The organism is Salinicola lusitanus (genome assembly GCF_038648475.1).
GTDB lineage: Bacteria > Pseudomonadota > Gammaproteobacteria > Pseudomonadales > Halomonadaceae > Salinicola > Salinicola lusitanus.
The window spans coordinates 199,952-221,796 of the sequence record NZ_CP151919.1 but is presented as its reverse complement, the minus strand read 5'-3'; the positions used below and the strand labels follow the sequence as shown (position 1 = coordinate 221,796).

The window sequence follows — 21,845 nt, the reverse complement described above, 5'->3', positions numbered from 1 at the left end:
ATGTCTTCCTCTTCCTGCAAGGTCACACTGCTGGGCGCGACCGGTTCCATCGGTCGCAGCACGCTGGACGTGATCGCTCGACACGCCGATCGCTATCAGCTTCACGCGGTGACCGCCCAGCGTTCCCGCGAGGCGCTGCTCGAGATCTGCTTGCGGTTCGAGCCGCAGAGGGCGGTGATCGGCACGTCGCAGGATGCCGAATGGCTGCGCTCCCGACTGCGGGAAGCCCGGTTGACGCAGATCGACGTCTCCCACGGAGAGGCGGCCCTGGTGGAAGTGTCGCGAGCGGCCGAAGTGGACGTGGTGATGGCGGCGATCATGGGGGCGGCTGGGTTGATGCCGACACTGGCGGCAGTAGAGGCGGGCAAACGCGTGCTGCTGGCCAACAAGGAAGCGTTGGTGATGTCCGGCGGATTGTTCATGGACGCCGTCTCGCGTCATGACGCCACGCTTTTACCCATCGACTCGGAACATAATGCCATCTATCAGTGTCTTCCTATGCAGCGTGGCGGTCGCCATCGCGAGCTGAGTCGTGACGGCGTATCGCGGCTGTGGCTGACTGCCTCGGGAGGACCGTTTCGAACCTGGTCGCTCGAGGCGCTGGAAGACGTCACGCCCGCCCAGGCGTGTGCGCATCCCAACTGGTCGATGGGGCGCAAGATATCCGTCGACAGCGCCACCATGATGAACAAGGGCCTCGAGTTGATCGAGGCGTGCTGGCTGTTCGATACGGCGCCCGCGCAGGTCGAGGTGGTGGTTCATCCTCAGAGCATCGTGCATTCGATGGTCGGGTATGCCGATGGCTCGGTGCTGGCGCAGATGGGCAATCCCGACATGCGTACGCCGATCGCCTACGGTCTGGCCTGGCCCTCGAGGCTCGAGGCCGGTGTCGAGCCGCTGGATCTGTTCGCGATATCCCGTCTCGACTTCGAGGCCCCGGATGAGGTTCGCTTCCCCTGTCTGCGGCTGGCCCGGGAGGCAATGGAAGCCGGTGGCACGGTGCCGGCGACCCTCAACGCCGCCAATGAAGTGGCGGTGCAGGCGTTCCTCGACGGGGAGCTCTCCTTCCCCGGCATCGCCAAGCTGGTGGAGGCCACGCTCGAGGCGACCGAGAGGCGAGCGGCGGATTCGCTCGACGTGATATTGTGCGAGGATGCACGGGCGCGGCGGTCGGCCGAGCACCTGCTGCATCAACGGTCTTTCCACAGGGGGCGGGCGTGATGGACACGATCCAGAACGTACTGGCGGTCATCGTCGTACTCGGCCTGCTGATCACGTTCCACGAGTTCGGGCACTTCTGGGTGGCCCGACGCTGTGGCGTGAAGGTCTTGCGCTTCTCGGTGGGATTCGGCAAGCCGCTATGGTCGCGCTTCGATCGCCACGGGACGGAATACGCCATTGCCGCCATTCCGCTCGGTGGTTACGTCAAGATGCTCGACGAGCGCGAAGGCCCGGTGGCGCTGGCAGAGCAGGCCCAGGCTTTCAATCGCAAGAGCGTCTGGGCGAGAATCGCGATCGTGGCGGCGGGGCCGATCGCCAATTTCCTGTTGGCTGTGGTCGCTTACTGGGCGCTGTTCGTCTACGGTGCCACCACCGTGGCCCCGGTGATCGGCGAGGTGAAGCCGGATTCCCTGGCTGCCCAGGGCGGGTTGCACAGTGGACAGGAGATCGTCAGTGTCGACGGGCGCGAGACGCCGTCCTGGAATGAGGTCAATCTGCAGCTGATCGCGGCGATCGGCGCCAGCGGCGAACTGGAGATCACGACCCGGGATCCTTCGGGCGGTGCGACCCGAACTCACGCCGTGCCCGTTCAGCAGTGGCTGGTGCGCCAGGACCCGCCGCAGCCGATGTCGTCGCTCGGTATCACGCCATGGCGCCCCGAGGTGCCAGCGGTGCTGGGGCGGGTGCTCGAAGAGAGCCCGGCGGGTCGTTCCGGATTGCAGGCCGGGGATCGCATCGTCAGTGTCGATGGTGAGCCGGTTGGCGACTGGGTCGCGTTCGTCGATGCGGTGCGCAGCCATCCCGGCGCCAAGCTGTCACTGGAGGTCGAGCGGGACGGCATGACCCGTGGCGTCACGCTGACGCCGGAGGCGAGGCAGACCGAGGATGGCGAGGAGATCGGTTACGTGGGCGCCGCGTCGCAGGCGGTCGAGTGGCCCGAATCCTACCGGCGCGAGATTCGCTATGGGCCGTTGGCGGCGGTGGGTCAGGCGCTGAACAAGACCGGCGAGATGACCTGGCTGACGGCGGACTCGATTCGCAAGATGATCGTCGGCTGGATTTCGCCCTCGAACCTCTCCGGACCGATCACCATCGCGCGCATCGCCGGTGATTCGGCGCGCAGCGGCGTCGAGACGTTCATCGGCTTCCTGGCCTATCTGTCGATCAGCCTGGGCGTGCTGAACCTGCTGCCGATCCCGGTGCTCGATGGCGGTCATCTGGTCTACTACCTGATCGAGCTCGTCAGGGGGAAGCCGGTCTCGGAAACGGCCCAGGCCTTGGGCTTGCGGGTTGGCGTGGCGTTGGTGGGGTGTTTGATGGTGATGGCGCTCTACTTCGATTTGATGCGGCTTTGACGACGGGACGCCGTTGCCGGGCGGCCTGACGGCGCCGGGAACACCGGTGCCCGGGAAGACCCCATGAGTGGTGAGCGACGAGCTTGTCAGTCGTAGGGAGAAATGTATAAGGTGCCTGTTCGATACGCGGGCGGACCCCACAGAAGCGATTGATTGCATGAAACTCAAGATCATCGGATTGGCAGGATTTCTGCTGGCCAGCTCTCCCGTTGCGCTGGCGGCACCTTTTGAGATTTCGGATATTCGTGTAGAGGGGCTGCAACGCGTCTCGGCTGCGTCCGTTTTCAACGCATTCCCCGTCAGCGCCGATCAGACGGTCGACGACCAGCAACTGGGCCAAGCCGCCCAGCAGCTGTTCGACACCGGGCTGTTCGACGACATTCGGCTCTCCCGCGACGGTGACGTACTGATCGTCAACGTGGTCGAGCGGCCGTCCATCGCCGAGATCAACATCGACGGCAACTCGCAGATATCCGACGACGACCTGCGCAAGGGGCTGACCGACGCCGGGCTGGCCGAAGGCCAGGTCCTGCAGCGCTCGACCCTGGAGGAGATGCAGCGTGAGCTGGAACGACTCTATCAGTCCCAGGGTCGGTATAGCTCGAACATCAAGACATCCGTCGAGCAGCTCGAGCGCAACCGGGTTCGGGTCAACATCAATATCAATGAAGGCGAAGTCGCCAAGATTCGCCAGATCAACGTCGTCGGCAACGAGGCGTTCGACGACGACACGCTGCGTGATCTGTTCCAGCTCGAGGACAAGCCAGGCTGGTTCTTCGGCTGGTTCTCCGACGACGAGTATTCTCGCGAAGCGCTGTCCGGTGACCTGGAGACGCTGCGCTCCTGGTACCTCGATCGCGGCTACGTCAACTTCGCCATCACCTCGACCCAGGTGTCGATCAGCCCGGACAAGTCCCGCATCTTCGTCACCATCAATGTCGACGAAGGCAAGCGCTACAAGCTCGACAAGATCAACTTCGCCGGCGACCTGAAGATCGACGAGTCCGCCGCCCGGTCACTGGTGACCGCCAAGCCTGGCGAGTACTACTCTCAGAGCAAGGTGACCGAATCCTCGGAAGCCCTGCGTCAGAAGCTCGGTGCCGAAGGCTTCGCCTTCGCCAATATTCAGGCCGTGCCTACCGTCAACGAGGCGGGCGATACGGTGGATCTGACCTTCCGCGTCGATCCCGGACGTCGGGCCTACGTACGCCGGATCAATTTCGAGGGCAACACCACCACCCAGGATGAGGTGCTGCGCCGCGAAATGGTGCAGATGGAGGGCGCGCCGGCCTCCACCGACCAGATCTCGCAGTCGCGTCAGCGGCTCGAGCGGCTCGGTTTCTTCAAGCAGGTGGACGTGGATACCCGTCCGGTGGCCGGTGAGCCGGATCAGTTGGACGTCACTTACAACGTCCAGGAGCAGCCGTCGGGCTCGATCTCGGCGAGTGTCGGTTTCTCGCAGAGCGCTGGCGTGATCTATGGGGCGGCGCTGTCGCAGAGCAACTTCCTCGGCACCGGTAACCGGGTCAACATCGGTGCGCAGCGAAGCGACACGTTCACCAACATCAACTTCGGCTTCACCGACCCGTACTGGACCCTCGACGGTATCTCGCGTGGTTACAACGTCTTCTATCGCGAAACCGACTACGAAGACTCCGATATCTCGACCTACTCGACCGACTCCTACGGCGGCAACATCAATTTCGGGTATCCGATCAATGATCTGTCGCGGCTGAACTTCGGCGTCGGGCTCGAGAACCTGTCGATCGATACCTACGATGACACGCCCTCCGAAATCGTGCGCTACACCGACGACCAGGGCGAGGACTTCTTCAACTACAAGCTGACCGCCAGCTGGACTCGCAACAATCTGAACCGCGGGATCATGCCGACCGCCGGCAGCTACCAGCGCGTCTCGCTGGAGACCGCGCTGCCCGGGTCGGACGCGGAGTACTACAAGCTGCGCTACCGCGGCCAGAAACTGTTCGAGCTCAACCCCGACTGGTCCGTCAAGTTCAGCAGCAACCTGGGCTACGCCGATACGCTGGGCTCCAACGATCCCTACCCGTTCTACGAGAACTTCTACTCGGGCGGCCTGGGTTCGGTGCGTGGCTATACCGGCAACACGCTGGGGCCGAAGACCACCGCGCGCAACGATGGCGATGACGATACCCTAGGCGGCAACGTACTGGTCGAGGGCTCCGCGGAGCTGATCTATCCGTTCCCCTGGGTCGAGGACCGCCGGTCGCTGCAGACCAGCATCTTCCTCGACGGCGGCAATACCTTCCTGACCGATTGCTACCCGGTGGTGGCAGGTGATGGCCCCTCCAACTGCAACAGCGGGGTCCACCTCGACGATCTGCGCTACAGCGTGGGTCTGGGACTGTCCTGGCTGACGCCAGTGGGGCCGTTGACCTTCAGTGTCGCCAAGCCGCTGAACGAGAAGGAGGGAGACGATCCACAGGTCTTCCAGTTCTCGCTTGGCCAGACTTTCTAGTTCAAGCGCGGTGAGTTCGCGGCGTCCGGGTGGCGCCGCGAACTCGAATTCAGATGTTCACAGGCAGTAAGTCAGGCTCGTTTCAAGGAGATGCCGCATGCGCAAGATAGCAGGAGTTCTGGGGCTAGGTTTGTTGACGATGGTTTCCGTTCCGGCGATGGCGACGGAGGTGGGCGTTCTCGATTGGCGCGAAGCGTTGATGTCTTCCAATTCCGCCCAGGCCTCGATGAACCAGTTGAAGAACCGCATCAGCGCCCAGCAGCAGCAAGCGGAATCATTGAGCCAGGAGCTGCAGCAACTGCAGCAGCGCCTGCAGAAGGATGGCGACGTGATGTCGGAGTCCGAGCGCAACTCGGTGACCCAGCAACTGCGCCAGAAAGGCGGGCAGTTCCAGCAGCTGCGTGGACAGATCTCGCAGGCGCAGCAGCAGGCCGAGCAGCAGTACCTGAAAGGGGCCAAGCCCAAGCTGGACCAGGCGATTCAGCGGGTCGTCGACGAGCATGACCTGGATATGGTGGTCGATCGTGACGCGGTGGTCTACTCGGGCGACAGTCTCGATATCACCTCCGAAGTGACGAAGATCTTCAATTCGCTCAACTGATGATTCAATCCGGCGCCCGCTCATGAAGAGAGAGACTTCCCGCTCTTACACGCTCGGCGAACTCGCCGAGCGTCTGGATGCACGCCTGGTCGGCGACGCGGATCTGCGTGTCGACGGTCTGTCGACGCTGGCCGATGCCGGTCCGACGGATCTGGCGTTCCTGGCCAACCGGGCGTACCTGAAGTATCTGGCCGCGACCCGGGCCGGTGCCGTTCTGGTGCATCCCGCCCATGGCGAAAGCTGCCCGTGCCCCCGGCTGGAGCTGGACAATCCCTACCTGGGATACGCCAAGCTGTCGCGGTTGTTCGATCCGCTGGTCAACCAGGCTCTCCGTGGCGTGCACGCCACGGCCGTGGTCGCGCCGGGTGCCCGGCTTGGCGAGCGCGTCGAGATCGGTGCCCACTGCGTCATCGAGGACGGTGCCGATATCGCCGATGACTGCGTGATCGGCGCAGGGTGCTTCATCGGCGCCGACACCACGGTGGGTCGCGGCTCTCGACTGCATGCCAACGTCACGCTGTATCACGGCGTGATCGTCGGCGACCGCGCCATTCTCCACAGCGGCTGTGTCATCGGCGGGGATGGCTTCGGCTTCGCTCACGATGGCAAGCAGTGGGAGAAGATCGCGCAGCTGGGTGGCGTCGTGCTGGGCGAAGATGTCGAGGTGGGGAGCTGTTCGAGCATCGATCGTGGCGCGCTGGGAGACACCCTGATCGGCAACGGGGTCAAGATCGACTCTCAGGTCCAGATCGCCCATAACGTGCAGATCGGCGATCACAGCGCCCTGGCGGGATGTGTAGGCATCGCGGGCTCCACCAAGGTCGGTCGCCACTGTCTGCTCGGCGGCGGGGTCGGGCTCTCCGGCCATCTGACACTGGCCGACGGGGTTCAGGTGACCGGCATGAGCCTGGTCACCAATTCGATCCTCGAACCGGGGGTCTACTCTTCCGGTACCGGCTCGATGTCGAACAGTCAGTGGCGGAAGAACGCCGTACGCTTCAAGCAACTCGACGAAATCGCCAAGCGGCTGACGCGTCTCGAGCGGGATATCCGCGATAGCTGAAGGGCTTGTGGCCCAAGCCCCGTCGCGCGCCGAAAGACTGGCGGACACCCTTTGCGCCTGTATAATGCCCGCCCACACGGGTGAACGCCGTTTTGCCGCCCCGTGCCTGCCTTCATGGCGGGCATTTCGTTATTTCAGAGGTTGTATTGATGATCATGGACATCAACCAGATCCGCGAGTATCTACCGCATCGTTATCCATTTTTACTGGTAGATCGCGTGATGGAGATCACGATTGGCGAGTCGATCGTGGCGTACAAGAACGTCAGCATCAACGAACCTTTCTTCAATGGTCATTTCCCCCATCATCCGATCATGCCCGGTGTGCTGATCATCGAAGCGATGGCCCAGGCCTGTGGTATTCTCGGTTTCAAGACGGTCAACAAAATGCCGGCCGACGGCTACGTCTACTATCTCGTCGGCAGCGATAATGTCCGCTTCAAGCGCCCGGTGATGCCGGGCGATCAACTGCGGCTCGAGGCCAATGTCATCAAGGGCAAGCGAGGCATCTGGAAGTTCGCCTGCCGGGCCACGGTTGGTGACGAACTGGCCTGCGAGGCGGAAATCATCTGCGCCGAGAGGAAAATCGCTTGATTCATCCCTCCGCCATCGTCGATCCCTCCGCCCGACTGGCTGACGACGTCGACGTCGGCCCCTTCAGCGTGATCGGACCCGACGTCGAGATCGATGCCGGTAGCGTCATTGGGCCGCACGTCGTGCTCAAGGGGCCGACCCGAATCGGCAAGCGCAATCGGATCTTCCAGTTCGCTTCGGTCGGGGAGGACTGTCAGGACAAGAAGTACGCCGGTGAGCCGACGCGGCTCGAGATGGGTGACGACAACGTCGTGCGCGAGAGCGTGACGATTCACCGAGGCACCATCCAGGATCGCGGTGTCACCACCATCGGCGACCGCAATCTGTTCATGGCCTACTCTCACGTGGGGCACGACTGCCTGATCGGCAACGACTGCATCCTCGCCAACCAGGCGACCCTGGCCGGCCATGTGACCCTGGGTGATTTCGCCATCATCGGCGGCCTGTCGGCCATCCATCAGTTCGCCCACATGGGCGAGCATGCGATGGTCGGCGGATGCTCCGCGATCACCAAGGACATTCCGGCCTTCATCATGGTCAATGGCAATCCGGCCGCGCCTCACGGGCTCAACTCCATCGGCCTCAAACGCCGCGGTTTCTCGGTCGAGGCGATCAAGGCACTGGGTGAAGCGTACCGCCTGGTCTACCGCAAGGGGCTGACACTCGAGCAGGCCATTGGCGAGATCGAGAGCCGCTTCTCGCTCGACGAGACGCGGCGCTTCATCGACTCTCTCAAGGTTTCCCAGCGCGGTATCATCCGCTAGGAGCGGGCGGATGCGCGTCTATCTCGTGGCCGGGGAGCTGTCGGGCGACATTCTCGGCGCCGGCCTGATGCAGGCGCTCAGGCGTCGCCATCCCCGAGTCGAGTTCCGCGGCATCGGTGGCCCGCGAATGCAGGCGCAGGGGCTCGAGTCGCTCTACCCGCTGGGGACCCTGTCGGTGATGGGCCTGGTCGAGGTGCTCAAGCATCTCCCCGGCCTGATCAAGGTGCGTCGTCATCTCAAGCGTGACGCCCTGGCCTGGCGCCCCGACATCATGGTCGGCATCGACGCCCCGGACTTCAATATCGGCCTCGAGCGGCAACTGCACGACGCCGGTATCCGGACCGCGCACTACGTCAGTCCCTCTGTCTGGGCCTGGCGCCAGGGGCGCGTCAAGACGATTGCCAAGGCGGTCGACGGCATGCTCACCTTTCTGCCGTTCGAGGCCGACTTCTACGCCGAGCACCGTGTGCCGGTCGCCTATGTCGGCCATCCGCTGGCCGACGAGCTGCCGCTGGTCAACGATCGCGGCGCGGCGCGAAGGGGGCTCGGATTGGCTGAAGACATGGCGACCCTGGCTCTGCTGCCGGGGTCGCGCGGCAACGAGATCCGCTTCCAGGGTGAGCTGTTTCTGCGCGCGGCATCGATGCTGCGCCAGCGCCTGGGGATGTTGCAGGTAGCCATCCCCGCGGCCTCCCGGGAACGACAGCAGGAACTCGAGGCCCTGTTGGCGAAGTTTCCCGACCTGGCCGCCGGCACGGTGATCGTCGAGGGCCGCTCGCGGGAGGTGATGACGGCTGCCGATGCGGTGCTGTTGACGTCCGGCACGGCGGCACTGGAGACGATGCTGTGCCATCGGGCCATGGTGGTCGCCTACCGCATGGCACCGGCGACCTACTGGCTGGCCCAGCGGCTGGTCAAGACGCGCTGGATCTCGCTGCCCAACCTGATCGCGCAGGAGACCCTGGTGCCTGAGCTGATCCAGGAGGCGGTGACCCCCGAGTCGCTGGTCGAGACGCTGCTGCCCTGGTTCGAGGACGCCCGGCTGCGGTCGGCGCTCGAGCAGCGCTTCGCGGCGATGCACGCTGGGCTGCAGCGCGGTGCCAGCGAGCGAGCCGCCGCCGCCATCACGTCACTTGCCGAGCGCGGAGCGCTGGACGCCGAGCCACGGAAGGGGGAATGAGAGAAACCGTGTCATCGAAATCTTTGCCATCCCTCTGGCCTGAGATCATCATCGAGTACGACGGGCACCTGATCGCCGGTGTCGACGAGGTGGGGCGAGGGCCGTTGGTCGGCTCGGTCGTGGCCGCCGCCGTCATCATCGATCCCGGGCGTCCGATCGACGGGCTGACCGACTCCAAATGCTTGAGTGCCGCGCGTCGCGAAGCGCTCGATCTCCGGATTCGCGAATGCGCGCTGGCGTTTTCGATAGCCGAGGCCTCGCCGCGGGAGATCGACTCGCTCAACATCTATCACGCCACGCATCTGGCGATGCGACGGGCGATCGATGCGCTGCCGACACCGGCCGAGTATCTGCTGGTCGATGGCAATCGGCTGCCCGGTCATGCCTGCCCGGGACAGGCCGTGGTCAAGGGCGATCTCCGGCATCCTGCCATCAGCGCGGCCTCGATTCTGGCCAAGGTGGCCCGGGATGCGCAGATGCTGGCCCTGGACGCGCGTCATCCGGAGTATGGATTCTGCCGTCACAAGGGGTATCCGACGCCGGAACATCTCGCGGCGCTGGCCCGACTGGGCCCGCTGACGGAGCATCGCAGCTCCTTCGCGCCCGTCAGAGAGCGGCTCGCCGGCGTGTGAGCGCTCGCCTTGATCGATAGGGCCATTGTGGCCCGTACCGCCTTTGGGCATGCTGGTCCTGCCGATGTGCCGGCCGCGTCGATGCGTCATGGCGTCTTCGGCCGCATGGCGGGATCGCATGCCCGATATCCGAATTCACTCGCCGCCTGACTCGAGTTCGTCATGACAACACCTTTCGTTCACCTTCGTGTCCATAGCGAATACTCTCTGGTCGATGGCCTGGTCCGGCTCAAACCGCTGATCAAGGCCACCGCCGAGGCCGGCATGCCGGCCGTGGCCGTGACCGACGACACCAATCTGTTCGGTCTGGTGAAGGTCTACAAGGCGGCCCAGGGGGCCGGCCTGAAGCCGATCATCGGCGCCGACCTGTGGCTGCACAACGCTCACGACGAAAGCCACCCCTATCGCCTGACGCTGCTGGCGATGGACGACACCGGCTATCGCAATCTGACCGAGCTGATCTCGCGGGCCTGGACCGACGGCCAGCGCCAGAACATGGCGATTCTCGACAAGGCCTGGGTCTTCGAGCAGAACGAGGGGCTGATCGCGCTGTCCGGCGCCCGGGAAGGGGAGATCGGGCGTTTCCTGATCGCCGAGCAGGTCACCACCGCGCGTCAACTGCTGGAGGAGTGGCAGCGGTATTTTCCCGGCCGCTTCTATCTCGAGCTCCAGCGTACCGGCCGCCAGTACGACGAGGAGTGCGTGCATCACTCCGTGCGGCTGGCCAGCGAGAGCGGCGTGCCGGTGGTGGCGACCAACGACGTGCGTTTTCTCGAGCGCGACGACTACTGGGCGCACGAGACCCGGGTCTCGATCGGGGAGGGCAAGGCGCTGGAGGATCCCCGCCGCGAGAAGCGCTACAGCGAAGAGCAGTACCTGAAAACGCCCGAGGAGATGGCCGAACTCTTCGCCGATATCCCCGAGGCGCTCGAGAACAGCGTGATGATCGCCGCCCGCTGCAGCGCCAGCGTGCGTCTGGGCGAGATATTCCTGCCCGAGTATCCGATTCCCGAGGGGCTGACCCAGGATCAATTCTTCCGCAAAATCTCCCATGACGGCCTGACCGATCGCCTGAACCAGCTGTTCGGCGGGGAGACGCCGATCTACCCCGGTCGCTCGCTGGCGGAGCATGAGCCGGAATACCGCAAGCGCCTCGATTTCGAGCTCGATATCATCCTCAAGATGGGGTTCCCCGGTTACTTCCTGATCGTGATGGACTTCATCCAGTGGGCCAAGGACAACGACATCCCCGTCGGTCCGGGGCGCGGTTCGGGGGCCGGCTCGCTGGTCGCCTACGTGCTCAAGATCACCGATCTCGACCCGCTGGAATACGACCTGCTGTTCGAACGCTTCCTCAACCCGGAACGTGTCTCGATGCCCGACTTCGATGTCGACTTCTGCATGGAGAAGCGCGACCGGGTCATCGATTACGTGGCCGATCGCTACGGCCGCAATGCGGTCTCGCAGATCGTCACCTTCGGGACCATGGCCGCCAAGGCGGTGGTCCGCGACGTGGCGCGTGCCCAGGGCAAGCCCTACTCGATGGGCGACAAGCTCTCCAAGCTGATCCCGTTCGAGGTCGGCATGACCCTGGCCAAGGCGATCGAGCAGGAGCCGCAGCTCAAGGAGTACCTCGAGTACGACGAGGAGGCCGCCGAAATCTGGGAGATGGCGCTCAAGCTCGAGGGCATCACCCGGGGGACCGGCAAGCACGCCGGGGGCGTCGTCATCGCCCCGACCAAGCTCACCGACTTCTCGCCGCTGCTGTGCGAGGAGAACGGTTCGGGGCTGGTGGTCCAGTTCGACAAGAACGACGTCGAGGACGCCGGGCTGGTCAAGTTCGACTTCCTCGGCCTGCGCACGCTCACCATCATCGACTGGGCGCTGGAGATGGTCGACGTGGTGCGCGCGCGTGATGGGGTCGGTCCGCTCGACATCAGCACCATCCCGCTCGACGACAAGCCGACCTTCGACATGCTCAAGAAGGCCGAGACCACGGCGGTGTTCCAGCTCGAATCGCGGGGCATGAAGGAGCTGATCAAGCGGCTGCAGCCGGACTCGCTGGAGGACATGATCGCCCTCGTCGCACTGTTCCGTCCGGGGCCGCTGCAATCCGGCATGGTCGATGACTTCATCAACCGTAAGCATGGCCGCGCCGAGCTGGCCTATCCCCACCCCGACTACCAGCATGAACTGCTCAAACCGGTACTGGAGCCGACCTACGGCATCATCCTCTACCAGGAGCAGGTGATGCAGATCGCCCAGGTCCTGGCCGGCTACACCCTGGGCCAGGCCGACATGCTGCGTCGTGCCATGGGCAAGAAGAAGCCCGAGGAGATGGCCAAGCAGCGCGCCGGCTTCATGGAGGGGTGCGCCAACAACGGCATCGACAAGGATCTGGCCGGCAACCTGTTCGACCTGGTGGAGAAGTTCGCCGGCTACGGCTTCAACAAGTCGCACTCGGCCGCCTACGGCCTCGTTTCCTACCAGACGGCGTGGCTGAAGGCGCATTACCCCGCGCCGTTCATGGCGGCGGTGCTCTCGACGGAGATGGACAACCTCGACAAGGTCGTGCCCTTGATCGAGGAGTGCCGCCATATCGGGCTCACGGTGACGCCACCCAACGTCAACGTCGGCGCCTACAAGTTCACCGTCGACGAAGAGGGCCAGGTCGTCTACGGGCTCGGTGCCATTCGCGGCGTCGGCGAAGGGCCGATCGGCGCCATCGTCGAGGCGCGGGAAGCCGATGGCGGATTCTCCGACCTGTTCGATTTCTGTCGCCGCATCGACGGCAAGCGCATGAACAAGCGCACCCTCGAGGCGCTGATCCGCTCCGGCGCGCTGGATACGCTGGGGCCGTCGCGAGCGGTGATGGCGGCCTCCCTGGATGCCGCCATCAAGGCCGCGTCGCAGAACCAGGCCAACCAGAACCTGGGGATGATGGACATGTTCGGCGAGGCGTTCGTCGACGCCGACGAGAACCAGGACATCTATGCCGACTACCGACACGCCCGGGACTGGAGCGACAAGGAGCGCCTGGCCGGCGAGAAGGATACGCTCGGGCTCTATCTCACCGGCCACCCGATCGACGAGTACGAGCACGAGCTCAAGCGCTTCGTGGCGACTCGGATCGTCGATCTCAAGCCGTCGCGGGAGCCCCAACGGGTCGCCGGGCTGGTCGTCGCGATGCGGACCATGAAGTCCAAGCGTGGTGACACCATGGCGTTCGTCACTCTCGATGATCGAACGGGCCGGATCGAGGCGTCGCTGTTCGGCGAGCTGTTCGACCAGGTGCGCGGAAAGCTGACCGCCGACCAGGTGCTGATCATCGAGGGCGAAGTCTCGAGCGATGACTACTCCGGCGGTTTGCGTCTGCGCAGCAAGGACGTCACCCTGATGGCCGACGCCCGCGCTCGCTTCGGCGAGGCGGTGGAGCTGTCTGTCGACGGCGGTCGACTCAACGGGCGTTTCTCCCGCACCCTGCACGACAGCCTTTCGCCGTGGCTGAGCGACTCCGGTCTGCCGGTGCGGGTGCGCTATCGCAACGCCAAGGCCAGCGGCTGTTTCGAGCTCGCTGCCTCGTGGAAGGTGTCACCCAGCGACGAGTTGATGACGGCACTTCGCGAGGTCGAGGGCTATGAAAACGTCGCGTTACGCTACCGTGGCGGCTGACTGCGCACCGGGGGCGGTTGTTTGCCAACATCCGTGAAGGTGCGATAATCATCCGTTTCGCGGCACGCCAGTCGCCGGTATTTCAGAAATCGAAGCTTGCCAGGATCACACAGTAGAAGCTCTATGAATCCCAATTACCTAGACTTTGAACAACCGATTGCCGAACTTCAGGCCAAGATCGAAGAGCTGCGCCTGGTCGGTAACGATAGCCGCATCAGCCTGAGTGACGAGATCGGCAAGCTCGAAGAGAAGAGCCGCAAGCTCACCGAGCAGATCTTCCGCGACCTGACCGCCTGGCAGGTGACGCAGCTGTCGCGGCATCCGCAGCGGCCCTACACGCTCGACTATCTCGCCAGCATCTTCACCGACTTCGACGAGCTGCACGGCGATCGCCATTTCGCCGACGACGCGGCGCTGGTGGGTGGCGTGGCGCGTCTCGACGACAGGCCGGTGATGATCATCGGTCACCAGAAAGGCCGCGACGTGAAGGAGAAGGTGCGACGCAACTTCGGCATGCCGCGCCCCGAAGGCTACCGCAAGGCGTGCCGTCTGATGGAGATGGCCGAGCGCTTCAAGATGCCGGTACTGACCTTCATCGACACGCCCGGCGCCTATCCCGGGATCGATGCCGAGGAGCGCGGCCAGTCGGAAGCGATCGCCTACAACCTGGCGGTGATGTCGCGATTGAAGACGCCGATCATTTCCACCGTCATCGGCGAGGGCGGTTCCGGCGGGGCGCTGGCCATCGGGGTCTGCGACGAGCTGCAGATGCTGCAGTACTCCACCTATTCGGTGATCTCGCCGGAAGGCTGTGCCTCGATCCTGTGGAAGAGCGCCGAGAAGGCCTCCGAAGCGGCCCAGGCGATGGGGATCACCGCCGAGCGGCTGAAGGAACTGGGCTTCGTGGATACCCTGATCGACGAGCCGCTGGGTGGCGCCCACCGCAATCCGCGCAAGACCGCCGACAAGTTGAAGGAAGCGCTGACGGGCAGTCTGGATCGGCTGCAGGCGATGGATACCGAGACGTTGCTCGAACGGCGCTATGGACGACTGATGTCCTACGGTGCTCCTGCCGCTTGATGGCGCTCCCGTGCTCGCCCACCCGGCATTGAGTCGGCGCGCCGAGGACTGGCCCGGAGGGCGAGCGTAACGAGTCGACCGGCAAGGCAGGCTCATTGACACCCACGTCAATCCGCTGCCTTGCCGGTTTCCATCTTCCGCCCTGTTCGGACTTTGCTGGGCGCCTATCCTCCTGGACCTCCAGTCCCGGCGAGAATTCCCCGCCATACGCCAGGCACCCTCACCCCGGCACGCAGGAGGCCGCCGTGCGATCCTCCCTCGAAGCGATTCTCGATAGCACCCTGGCGGATCATGTGCCGGGCAGTAGCGTATGGGTGGCGCTCTCCGGCGGTCTCGACTCCTCGCTGCTGTTGCACGTCGTGGCGCCACTGGCGCGCCGGCGCGGCATCGAGCTGCGGGCGATTCATGTCAACCATGGCCTGCAGGCGGCGGCGGACGGTTTCGAGACCCACTGCCGTGCGCTGTGCCGGGCGCTGACGGTGCCACTGAGTGTGGCCCGTGTCGAGGTGGAACCGTCGGGGCGGGGCGTAGAGGCCGCCGCCCGGGAAGCCCGTTACCGGGCGTTCGCCGAAACGCTCGCTGCCGGCGACCGGCTGTGGCTGGCGCACCACGCTGACGATCAGGCCGAGACATTGCTGTTGGCGGCGCTGCGGGGCAGTGGCGTGCGAGGTCTGGCGGGCATGCCGCCAACCCGCGAATGGCGGGGAATCCGGATCGAGCGCCCCTGGTTGGCCCTGTCTCGTGCCGACCTCGTGGTTGAGGCCCGACGCCGGGAGATCGTCTGGTGCGATGACCCCACCAACGCCGAGATGGGGTTCGATCGCAACTATCTGCGCGCTCACGCCATGCCGCCGCTGCGGTCGCGCTGGCCGAGGCTGGCCGAGGTCGTCGGGCGCAGCGCCGCGCATCTGCAGGAGGCCGACGAACTGCTGGGAGAGCTGGCGGCGATCGATCTCGCGGCGGCCGGTGGCGACCCGGAGCGCCTGCCGCTGACGACACTGCGAACCCTGACCCCGGCCCGCCTGCGCCTGCTGGTGCGCCATGCACTTCAATGGCAAGGGCTCCCCACTCCACCGACCACACGTCTCACGGAACTCGAACGCCAGTTGCACGCGGCGAGGGGGGACCGGTTGCCGGCCATCGCCTGGGCGGGGGGCGAGGCACGCATCTGGCGCGATCATCTGTTTCTGATGGCGCCACCGGTGGCGATCGATCCCGACTGGCAGCGGCCGTGGGATGGCAGGGCGCCGCTCGAGACGCCCTGGGGTGTGCACTCATGGTCGCTCGGACCCTGGCCGCACGACCCGGCCAGGCCGGCGCTGCGAGTCGGCCTGCGCCGAGGCGGCGAGACCATGCGCCTGGCCGGCCGGGGCAGGCGGGACATCAAGCGGCTGTTGCAGGAGGTCGGCATACCGCCCTGGCAGCGCGATCGGCTGCCACTGGTGTGGCAAGGCGAGGAGCTCGTGGCCGTGCTGGGCGCGCTGACTGCCGAAGGATGGCGGCAGACGGCGCTGCCGACTCCGGCAGCGGTGGAAGCGCAGCCGGGAGACGACGGCTGAAGTGGCGCTGCGTTCAGACGTCGTAAGTCAGCGTCAGCCCGGCGGCCTTCTGGTATTCCGCCTCCTGTTCGAGGTCGTTGAGCAGTAGCGCCTGGAAACTGATCTCCGGTAGCGAGAGGTGCAGATCGTCACCTTTGCAGGCCAGCTGGAAATCCACCGGCGCCTGTTCCGGACGCGGATGATTGAGCATGACCGCCAGCCGCAGCAGGCGGGCCAGCCGGCAGTAGGCGGGCTGTATGGCGCTGGGCAGCGCCTCCAGTTCCTTGTGGGCGAACTTGCGTCGATGCGCCCGGACCAGAAAGGCCAGCGCCTGCTGCTCGGGACGCGAGAAACCGGTCAGGTCGGAGTATTCGATGAGATAGGCCCCATGGCGATGGAACTGGCTATGGGAGATCGCCAGGCCGATCTCGTGCAGCTGGGCCGCCCAGATCAGGAACAGCCGCTGCTCCTCACCGAGGGCCCATGCTTCGCTAACCTGGTCGAATGCGACCATGGCGGTTTCCATCACGTGGTCGGCATGGGAGGCCTCGACGCTGTAGCGCCGCATCAGCAATTCCACGCTGTGACGGCGGGAATCCTCCGGAGTGCTGCGGCCGATCAGGTCGAACAGCACGCCTTCCCGCAGCGCGCCATCGGAGTAGCGCATCCGCTGGAGGTCGAAGGCCTCGAACACCGCGCAGAGGATGGCGACACCCGCCGGGAACACCCGCGCCCGGTCCTCCTTCAGACCTTCCATGGCGACCTTGTCCAGTTGACCGAAGCCGATCAGTCGCTTCCGCAGCTTCATCAGTGCGTCGCGTTCGATCAGCGTGGCGTCCCCGTCGCCTCGTGCTCCGAGCACGGCCGCCACCGCCTTGATCGTGCCGCTGGAACCGATCGGGTCCTGCCATCCCAGCCGGCAGTACTGGCGCTGGATGTTGGCCAGCTCGGACAGCGCGGCCATCTCGGCGCGTCGGAAACGCTTCTCGCTGAGCTCCCCACTGGCGAAGAACGCGCCGGTGTAGGCGACACAGCCCATGTGGAGGCTCTCCAGCGCCTGCGGTTCGAAATCCTCGCCGATGATGAACTCGGTGGAGCCGCCGCCGATATCGACGATCAGGCGTCGGCCGTGGACTTCGGCCAGCGCGTGGGCGGCCCCCAGGTAGATCAGGCGGGCCTCTTCACGACCGCCGATGATCTCGATCGGATGGCCGATCAGGGCCTCGGCACGATCGATCAGGGCGCGCGCGTTGCGGGCCGAGCGGAGCGCATTGGTGCCGACGATACGCAGGTCGGCGGCGGCGACGCCGGCAACGAAGGGGGCGAAGCGTTCCAGACACGCCAGCGCTCGATCCATGGCGGCGTCGGTGAAGTTCTCCTGATCGTCCAGTCCGGCTGCGAGCTGGACCTTCTCGCCCATCTTGGCGACGACCTGCAGCTGGCTGTCCTGATAGTTGGCCACCAGCAGGTGAAAACTGTTGGAACCGAGATCGATGGCGGCCAGACGGCGCGTCGCGTCTGTGGCGGTCGACTTCCCGCTCATGGCGTGGCGTCCTCGAAGGCTGGCGTAAAGACGTGGGTGTCCGCAGGGCAGCGGTGACGCCATGTCGTTACTGGCATCCAGCGCCCTGCGTCGGGTGGCTCAAGATTGCGGTGGGGGCGTGGCCTTGTCAATCGCCGGGGCGGCAGGCATGCTGCCAGGCGAGGTCACTTTCACGAGCGGGACGGAGGCTCATGCAGTCAGCGCGGCGTCATCTCAATAGCGAGACTTTCGAGCAGCAGCGCGAAGCGCGGGAGTCGCCTTGGCTGGCGATCTTCGTTGCCGACTGGTGTCAGCCCTGCGAAACGCTGTTGTCGCGGCTCTCCTCGGTCTCTCACGAGTCGATCCGCGATTTACCGGTGGGCGTGGTGGATGTGGACCGCGAGCCGACACTGGCCGAACGGTACGGGGTCAAGGGGACGCCCACGCTGATTCTGTTCGTCGACGGGGAGCCTCGACTGACGCGGGTCGGAGCCTTGTCGGAATCGCAGCTGCTGCAGGTGGGCGAGGAGTGTACGCGCCATTAGGCTGGCTACGACGACTGCGCGTGCCTGGCGATACCGCGTTGGAAGTCAGCTCGATGTACGCGTCGATACCCGCGCTGGGGAGGCCTGCCCGGTCCGGTTGCGCCGTTTTTTTAACGGATCTGGTCATCGCACGCCGATTTCCTTGGCTGGCCTGGACAGCGGCACTTGATCTTATGACCCACGACCTCCATATTCGTGACTTGCTTTCGGAAGATAGCTTGTCTACCATCTGGACGTTCGCCTGTTCCGAATGCTTCTTGACCGCGTCGCGGTCCCCCAAGTCGTCAGTCAATCCCAGTACCGATTTTCGGCCAACGCCGATCTTTGGATAGCGACCACTCTTTCGGATGACTCTTTCCGCGAGATTGCAGGCGAATCGAATCGCTCTCCCGGCACCTTACGTCACACGCCAAGTCGGCATCCCGACCTGGTTGATGGCAGGTCCAACAGACCATGCGAAGCGCCTAGCTTCTGGGACGACTGAACGCGCCGCGCGGCATTTGAACTGACCGCCTCTTGTCCTTCTTTTCTATCTCGGCAAAAGTCATTGCCTGCGACACGAGCCCTCTCTGACCGAACTCATGAATCTAACCGAACTCAAGCAAAAATCCGTTCCTGAACTGCTGGATATCGCCCGCGAGATGGGCATCGACAATCTGGCGCGCTCACGCAAGCAGGACATCATCTTCGCCATCCTGAAGAAGCACGCCAAGAGCGGTGAAGACATCTACGGCGATGGCGTCCTGGAGATTCTGCAGGACGGATTCGGTTTCCTGCGTAGCGCCGACTCCTCCTATCTGGCCGGCCCCGACGACATTTATGTCTCTCCATCCCAGATTCGCCGCTTCAATCTACGCAAGGGCGACTCGATCTCCGGCAAGATCCGGCCGCCGAAAGAGGGCGAGCGCTATTTCGCGCTGTTGAAAGTCAACGAGATCAATTTCGACAAGCCGGAAAACGCCAAGCACAAGATTCTGTTCGAGAACCTGACGCCGCTGTTCCCGCAGGAACGGATGGTGATGGAGATCGGCAACGGCTCCACCGAGGACATCACCGCCCGCGTGATCGATCTCACGGCGCCGATCGGCAAGGGCCAGCGTGGCCTGATCGTATCGCCGCCCAAGGCCGGTAAGACCTTGATGCTGCAGAACATCGCCACCTCGATCACCCGCAACAACCCCGAATGTCACATGATCGTGTTGCTGATCGACGAGCGGCCGGAAGAGGTGACCGAGATGTCACGCACGGTGCGTGGCGAAGTCGTGGCCTCGACCTTCGACGAACCGCCGGCGCGTCACGTCCAGGTCGCCGAGATGGTGATCGAGAAAGCCAAGCGGCTGGTCGAGCACAAGAAGGACGTGGTCATCCTGCTCGACTCCATCACCCGTCTGGCACGTGCCTACAACACCGTCGTGCCCTCCTCCGGCAAGGTGTTGACCGGTGGCGTCGATGCCCATGCGCTCGAGAAGCCCAAGCGCTTCTTCGGTGCCGCGCGTAACATCGAAGAGGGCGGCAGTCTGACCATCCTCGCCACGGCGCTGGTCGATACCGGTTCGAAGATGGATGAAGTGATCTTCGAGGAGTTCAAGGGCACCGGCAACATGGAAGCCCATCTGGACCGGAAGCTGGCGGAGCGTCGCGTCTATCCGGCCTTCAATATCCGCCGCTCGGGCACACGTCGCGAAGATCTGATCGCGTCCGAAGAAGAGATGCAGCGGATGTGGATTCTGCGCAAGCTGCTCAACCCGATGGATGATGTGGCGGCCACCGAATTCCTGATCGATCGTCTCAAGGATACCAAGACCAATCTTGAATTCTTCGAAGCCATGAAAAGACGTTGATTCTGGCTGGCTGCACTCGATGATACTGTGTTGGAAAATCGCTCAAGCTGCTCATTTACTCTCGTAAACTCCGCGCTCTCGCGATTTTCCGCCCTGTCTCATCGTCGTTCGCTCACCCGGCTCTCAACGTTTCATGAGATCTTTGGGACAAAGCAGAAAATAGAGGGCAGCATGTTATGCTGCCCTCTTTGCGTTCTTGGATAGCGGGATGCGGGCAACGGTATGAAATATCACGATTTACGGGATTTCATCGCGGCGCTGGAGTCACGCGGTGAACTCAAGCGTGTCACGGTGGAGGTGGATCCCTATCTGGAGATCACCGAGATCTGCGACCGTACCCTGCGCGCCGGCGGGCCCGCGCTACTGTTCGAGAACGTCAAGGGCAGTGACATGCCGGTGCTGGGGAATCTGTTCGGCACCCCCCAGCGGGTCGCCTTCGGCATGGGGCAGGAGAGTGTCGAGGCGCTGCGGGAGGTGGGTAAGCTGCTGGCGTTCCTGAAGGAGCCCGATCCGCCCAGGGGGCTGAAGGACGCCTGGGAGAAGCTGCCGATCTTCAAGCAGGTCATGAGCATGGGACCCAAGACATTGCGCTCCGCGCCGTGTCAGCAGGTGGTGCTCGAAGGCGAGGATGTCGACCTCGACCGCCTGCCGATTCAGCACTGCTGGCCCGGTGACGTCGCACCACTGGTGACCTGGGCGCTGGTGGTGACCAAGGGGCCGCACAAGGCGAGGCAGAATCTGGGTATCTACCGTCAGCAGAAGCTCGGCAAGAACCGGTTGATCATGCGCTGGCTCTCCCACCGCGGCGGGGCGCTCGATTTCCGCGAATGGCAGCAGGCCCATCCCGGCGAGCCGTTCCCGGTGGCGGTGGCGCTGGGTGCCGACCCGGCGACTATCCTCGGCGCCGTGACCCCGGTACCCGATACCCTCTCCGAGTACGCCTTCGCCGGTCTGCTGCGGGGATCCCGCACCGAGCTGGTCAAGTGCGGCCACGCCGATCTGGAAGTCCCGGCCTCCAGCGAGATCGTGCTCGAGGGCTACATCTATCCCGACGACATGGCGCCGGAGGGGCCGTTTGGTGATCACACCGGCTACTACAACGAGGTCGAGCAGTTCCCGGTCTTCACCGTCGAGCGCATTACCCATCGGCGGGATCCGATCTACCATTCGACCTATACCGGCCGGCCGCCGGACGAACCCGCCGTGCTTGGCCTGGCGCTCAACGAAGTGTTCGTGCCGATTCTGTGCAAGCAGTTTCCCGAGATCGTCGACTTTTACCTGCCGCCGGAGGGGTGTTCCTACCGCATGGCGGTAGTGACCATGAAGAAGCAGTATCCCGGCCACGCCAAGCGCGTGATGATGGGCGTCTGGAGTTTCCTGCGCCAGTTCATGTACACCAAGTTCGTGATCGTGCTGGACGACGATGTCGACGCGCGTAACTGGGAGGACGTGATCTGGGCCATCACCACGCGCATGGACCCAGCGCGGGACACGGTGATGGTGGAGAACACCCCGATCGACTATCTCGATTTCGCCTCGCCGACGGCCGGTCTGGGGTCCAAGATGGGATTGGACGCGACCAACAAGTGGCCTGGCGAGACGAGTCGCGAGTGGGGCGAGCCCATCGTCATGGACCCGGCGATTAAATCGCGGGTCGACGAGCGCTGGGAAAGCTACGGTATCGATGTGCCGGTACTGCCGGCACGAGTGGGAAAGTCGAACGAAGACGGGGCGGCATGAC

At 64.3% G+C, this 21,845-nt stretch carries 16 protein-coding genes; 15 read left to right on the top strand and 1 reads right to left on the bottom strand.

The genetic code is table 11. The annotated features are described in order from the left end of the window. The 12 genes from ispC to tilS all read left to right on the top strand — a co-directional run bounded on the left by ispC (position 1) and on the right by tilS (position 16,217). A complete protein-coding gene (gene ispC, locus AAGT95_RS00965; protein ID WP_342595228.1) occupies positions 1 to 1,221 on the top strand; it encodes a 1-deoxy-D-xylulose-5-phosphate reductoisomerase in 1,221 nt (406 codons plus the stop codon). Further along, positions 1,221 to 2,576, top strand: coding sequence for a sigma E protease regulator RseP (gene rseP / locus AAGT95_RS00960; RefSeq protein ID WP_342596569.1), 1,356 nt, complete (start codon positions 1,221 to 1,223; stop codon positions 2,574 to 2,576). Before ispC ends, rseP begins: the two co-directional genes overlap by 1 nt. A gap of 157 nt (positions 2,577 to 2,733) precedes the next feature. Further along, entirely contained in the window at positions 2,734 to 5,073 is a 2,340-nt protein-coding gene (gene bamA, locus AAGT95_RS00955) for an outer membrane protein assembly factor BamA (protein WP_240612434.1), read from the top strand. 97 nt (positions 5,074 to 5,170) lie between these two features. Next, on the top strand, positions 5,171 to 5,674 hold the full coding sequence (locus AAGT95_RS00950) for an OmpH family outer membrane protein (RefSeq protein ID WP_110602239.1): 504 nt from the start codon (positions 5,171 to 5,173) through the stop codon (positions 5,672 to 5,674). A gap of 22 nt (positions 5,675 to 5,696) precedes the next feature. After that, positions 5,697 to 6,737, top strand: a complete 1,041-nt coding sequence (gene lpxD, locus AAGT95_RS00945; RefSeq protein WP_342595227.1) for a UDP-3-O-(3-hydroxymyristoyl)glucosamine N-acyltransferase — start codon at positions 5,697 to 5,699, stop codon at positions 6,735 to 6,737. Between the two features lie 149 nt (positions 6,738 to 6,886). Beyond that, a complete protein-coding gene (gene fabZ / locus AAGT95_RS00940; protein WP_110602242.1) occupies positions 6,887 to 7,330 on the top strand; it encodes a 3-hydroxyacyl-ACP dehydratase FabZ in 444 nt (147 codons plus the stop codon). Further along, positions 7,327 to 8,094 carry an acyl-ACP--UDP-N-acetylglucosamine O-acyltransferase gene (gene lpxA / locus AAGT95_RS00935; RefSeq protein ID WP_110710400.1) on the top strand — a complete coding sequence of 256 codons (768 nt, stop codon included), beginning with the start codon at positions 7,327 to 7,329 and terminating at the stop codon, positions 8,092 to 8,094. The genes fabZ and lpxA overlap by 4 nt, the downstream gene beginning before the upstream one ends. A gap of 10 nt (positions 8,095 to 8,104) precedes the next feature. Then, positions 8,105 to 9,274 (top strand): lipid-A-disaccharide synthase, encoded by a 1,170-nt coding sequence (lpxB, locus tag AAGT95_RS00930; protein WP_342595226.1) that lies wholly within the window; start codon positions 8,105 to 8,107, stop codon positions 9,272 to 9,274. Between the two features lie 8 nt (positions 9,275 to 9,282). Continuing rightward, positions 9,283 to 9,906 carry a ribonuclease HII gene (rnhB, locus tag AAGT95_RS00925; protein WP_425356043.1) on the top strand — a complete coding sequence of 208 codons (624 nt, stop codon included), beginning with the start codon at positions 9,283 to 9,285 and terminating at the stop codon, positions 9,904 to 9,906. Positions 9,907 to 10,068: 162 nt separating this feature from the next. Then, positions 10,069 to 13,578 (top strand): DNA polymerase III subunit alpha, encoded by a 3,510-nt coding sequence (gene dnaE, locus AAGT95_RS00920; RefSeq protein WP_342595224.1) that lies wholly within the window; start codon positions 10,069 to 10,071, stop codon positions 13,576 to 13,578. A gap of 123 nt (positions 13,579 to 13,701) precedes the next feature. After that, a complete protein-coding gene (gene accA, locus AAGT95_RS00915) occupies positions 13,702 to 14,658 on the top strand; it encodes an acetyl-CoA carboxylase carboxyl transferase subunit alpha (protein WP_342595223.1) in 957 nt (318 codons plus the stop codon). A gap of 245 nt (positions 14,659 to 14,903) precedes the next feature. Next, entirely contained in the window at positions 14,904 to 16,217 is a 1,314-nt protein-coding gene (gene tilS, locus AAGT95_RS00910; RefSeq protein WP_342595222.1) for a tRNA lysidine(34) synthetase TilS, read from the top strand. 13 nt (positions 16,218 to 16,230) lie between these two features. Here tilS and AAGT95_RS00905 read toward each other — a convergent pair whose 3' ends face one another. Continuing rightward, the gene (locus tag AAGT95_RS00905; protein ID WP_110602254.1) at positions 16,231 to 17,739 is read right to left on the bottom strand and encodes a Ppx/GppA phosphatase family protein; all 1,509 of its coding nucleotides are present in this window, start codon (positions 17,737 to 17,739) and stop codon (positions 16,231 to 16,233) included. A gap of 191 nt (positions 17,740 to 17,930) precedes the next feature. On the opposite strand from AAGT95_RS00905, the gene AAGT95_RS00900 reads away from it, so the two are divergent. The 3 genes from AAGT95_RS00900 to ubiD all read left to right on the top strand — a co-directional run bounded on the left by AAGT95_RS00900 (position 17,931) and on the right by ubiD (position 21,844). Beyond that, entirely contained in the window at positions 17,931 to 18,263 is a 333-nt protein-coding gene (locus AAGT95_RS00900) for a thioredoxin domain-containing protein (protein WP_110602256.1), read from the top strand. A 581-nt stretch (positions 18,264 to 18,844) separates the two neighbouring features. Beyond that, a complete protein-coding gene (rho, locus tag AAGT95_RS00895; RefSeq protein WP_110602257.1) occupies positions 18,845 to 20,104 on the top strand; it encodes a transcription termination factor Rho in 1,260 nt (419 codons plus the stop codon). A gap of 222 nt (positions 20,105 to 20,326) precedes the next feature. Then, positions 20,327 to 21,844, top strand: coding sequence for a 4-hydroxy-3-polyprenylbenzoate decarboxylase (ubiD, locus tag AAGT95_RS00890; RefSeq protein WP_342595221.1), 1,518 nt, complete (start codon positions 20,327 to 20,329; stop codon positions 21,842 to 21,844). The last annotated feature ends 1 nt before the right edge of the window (position 21,845 follow it).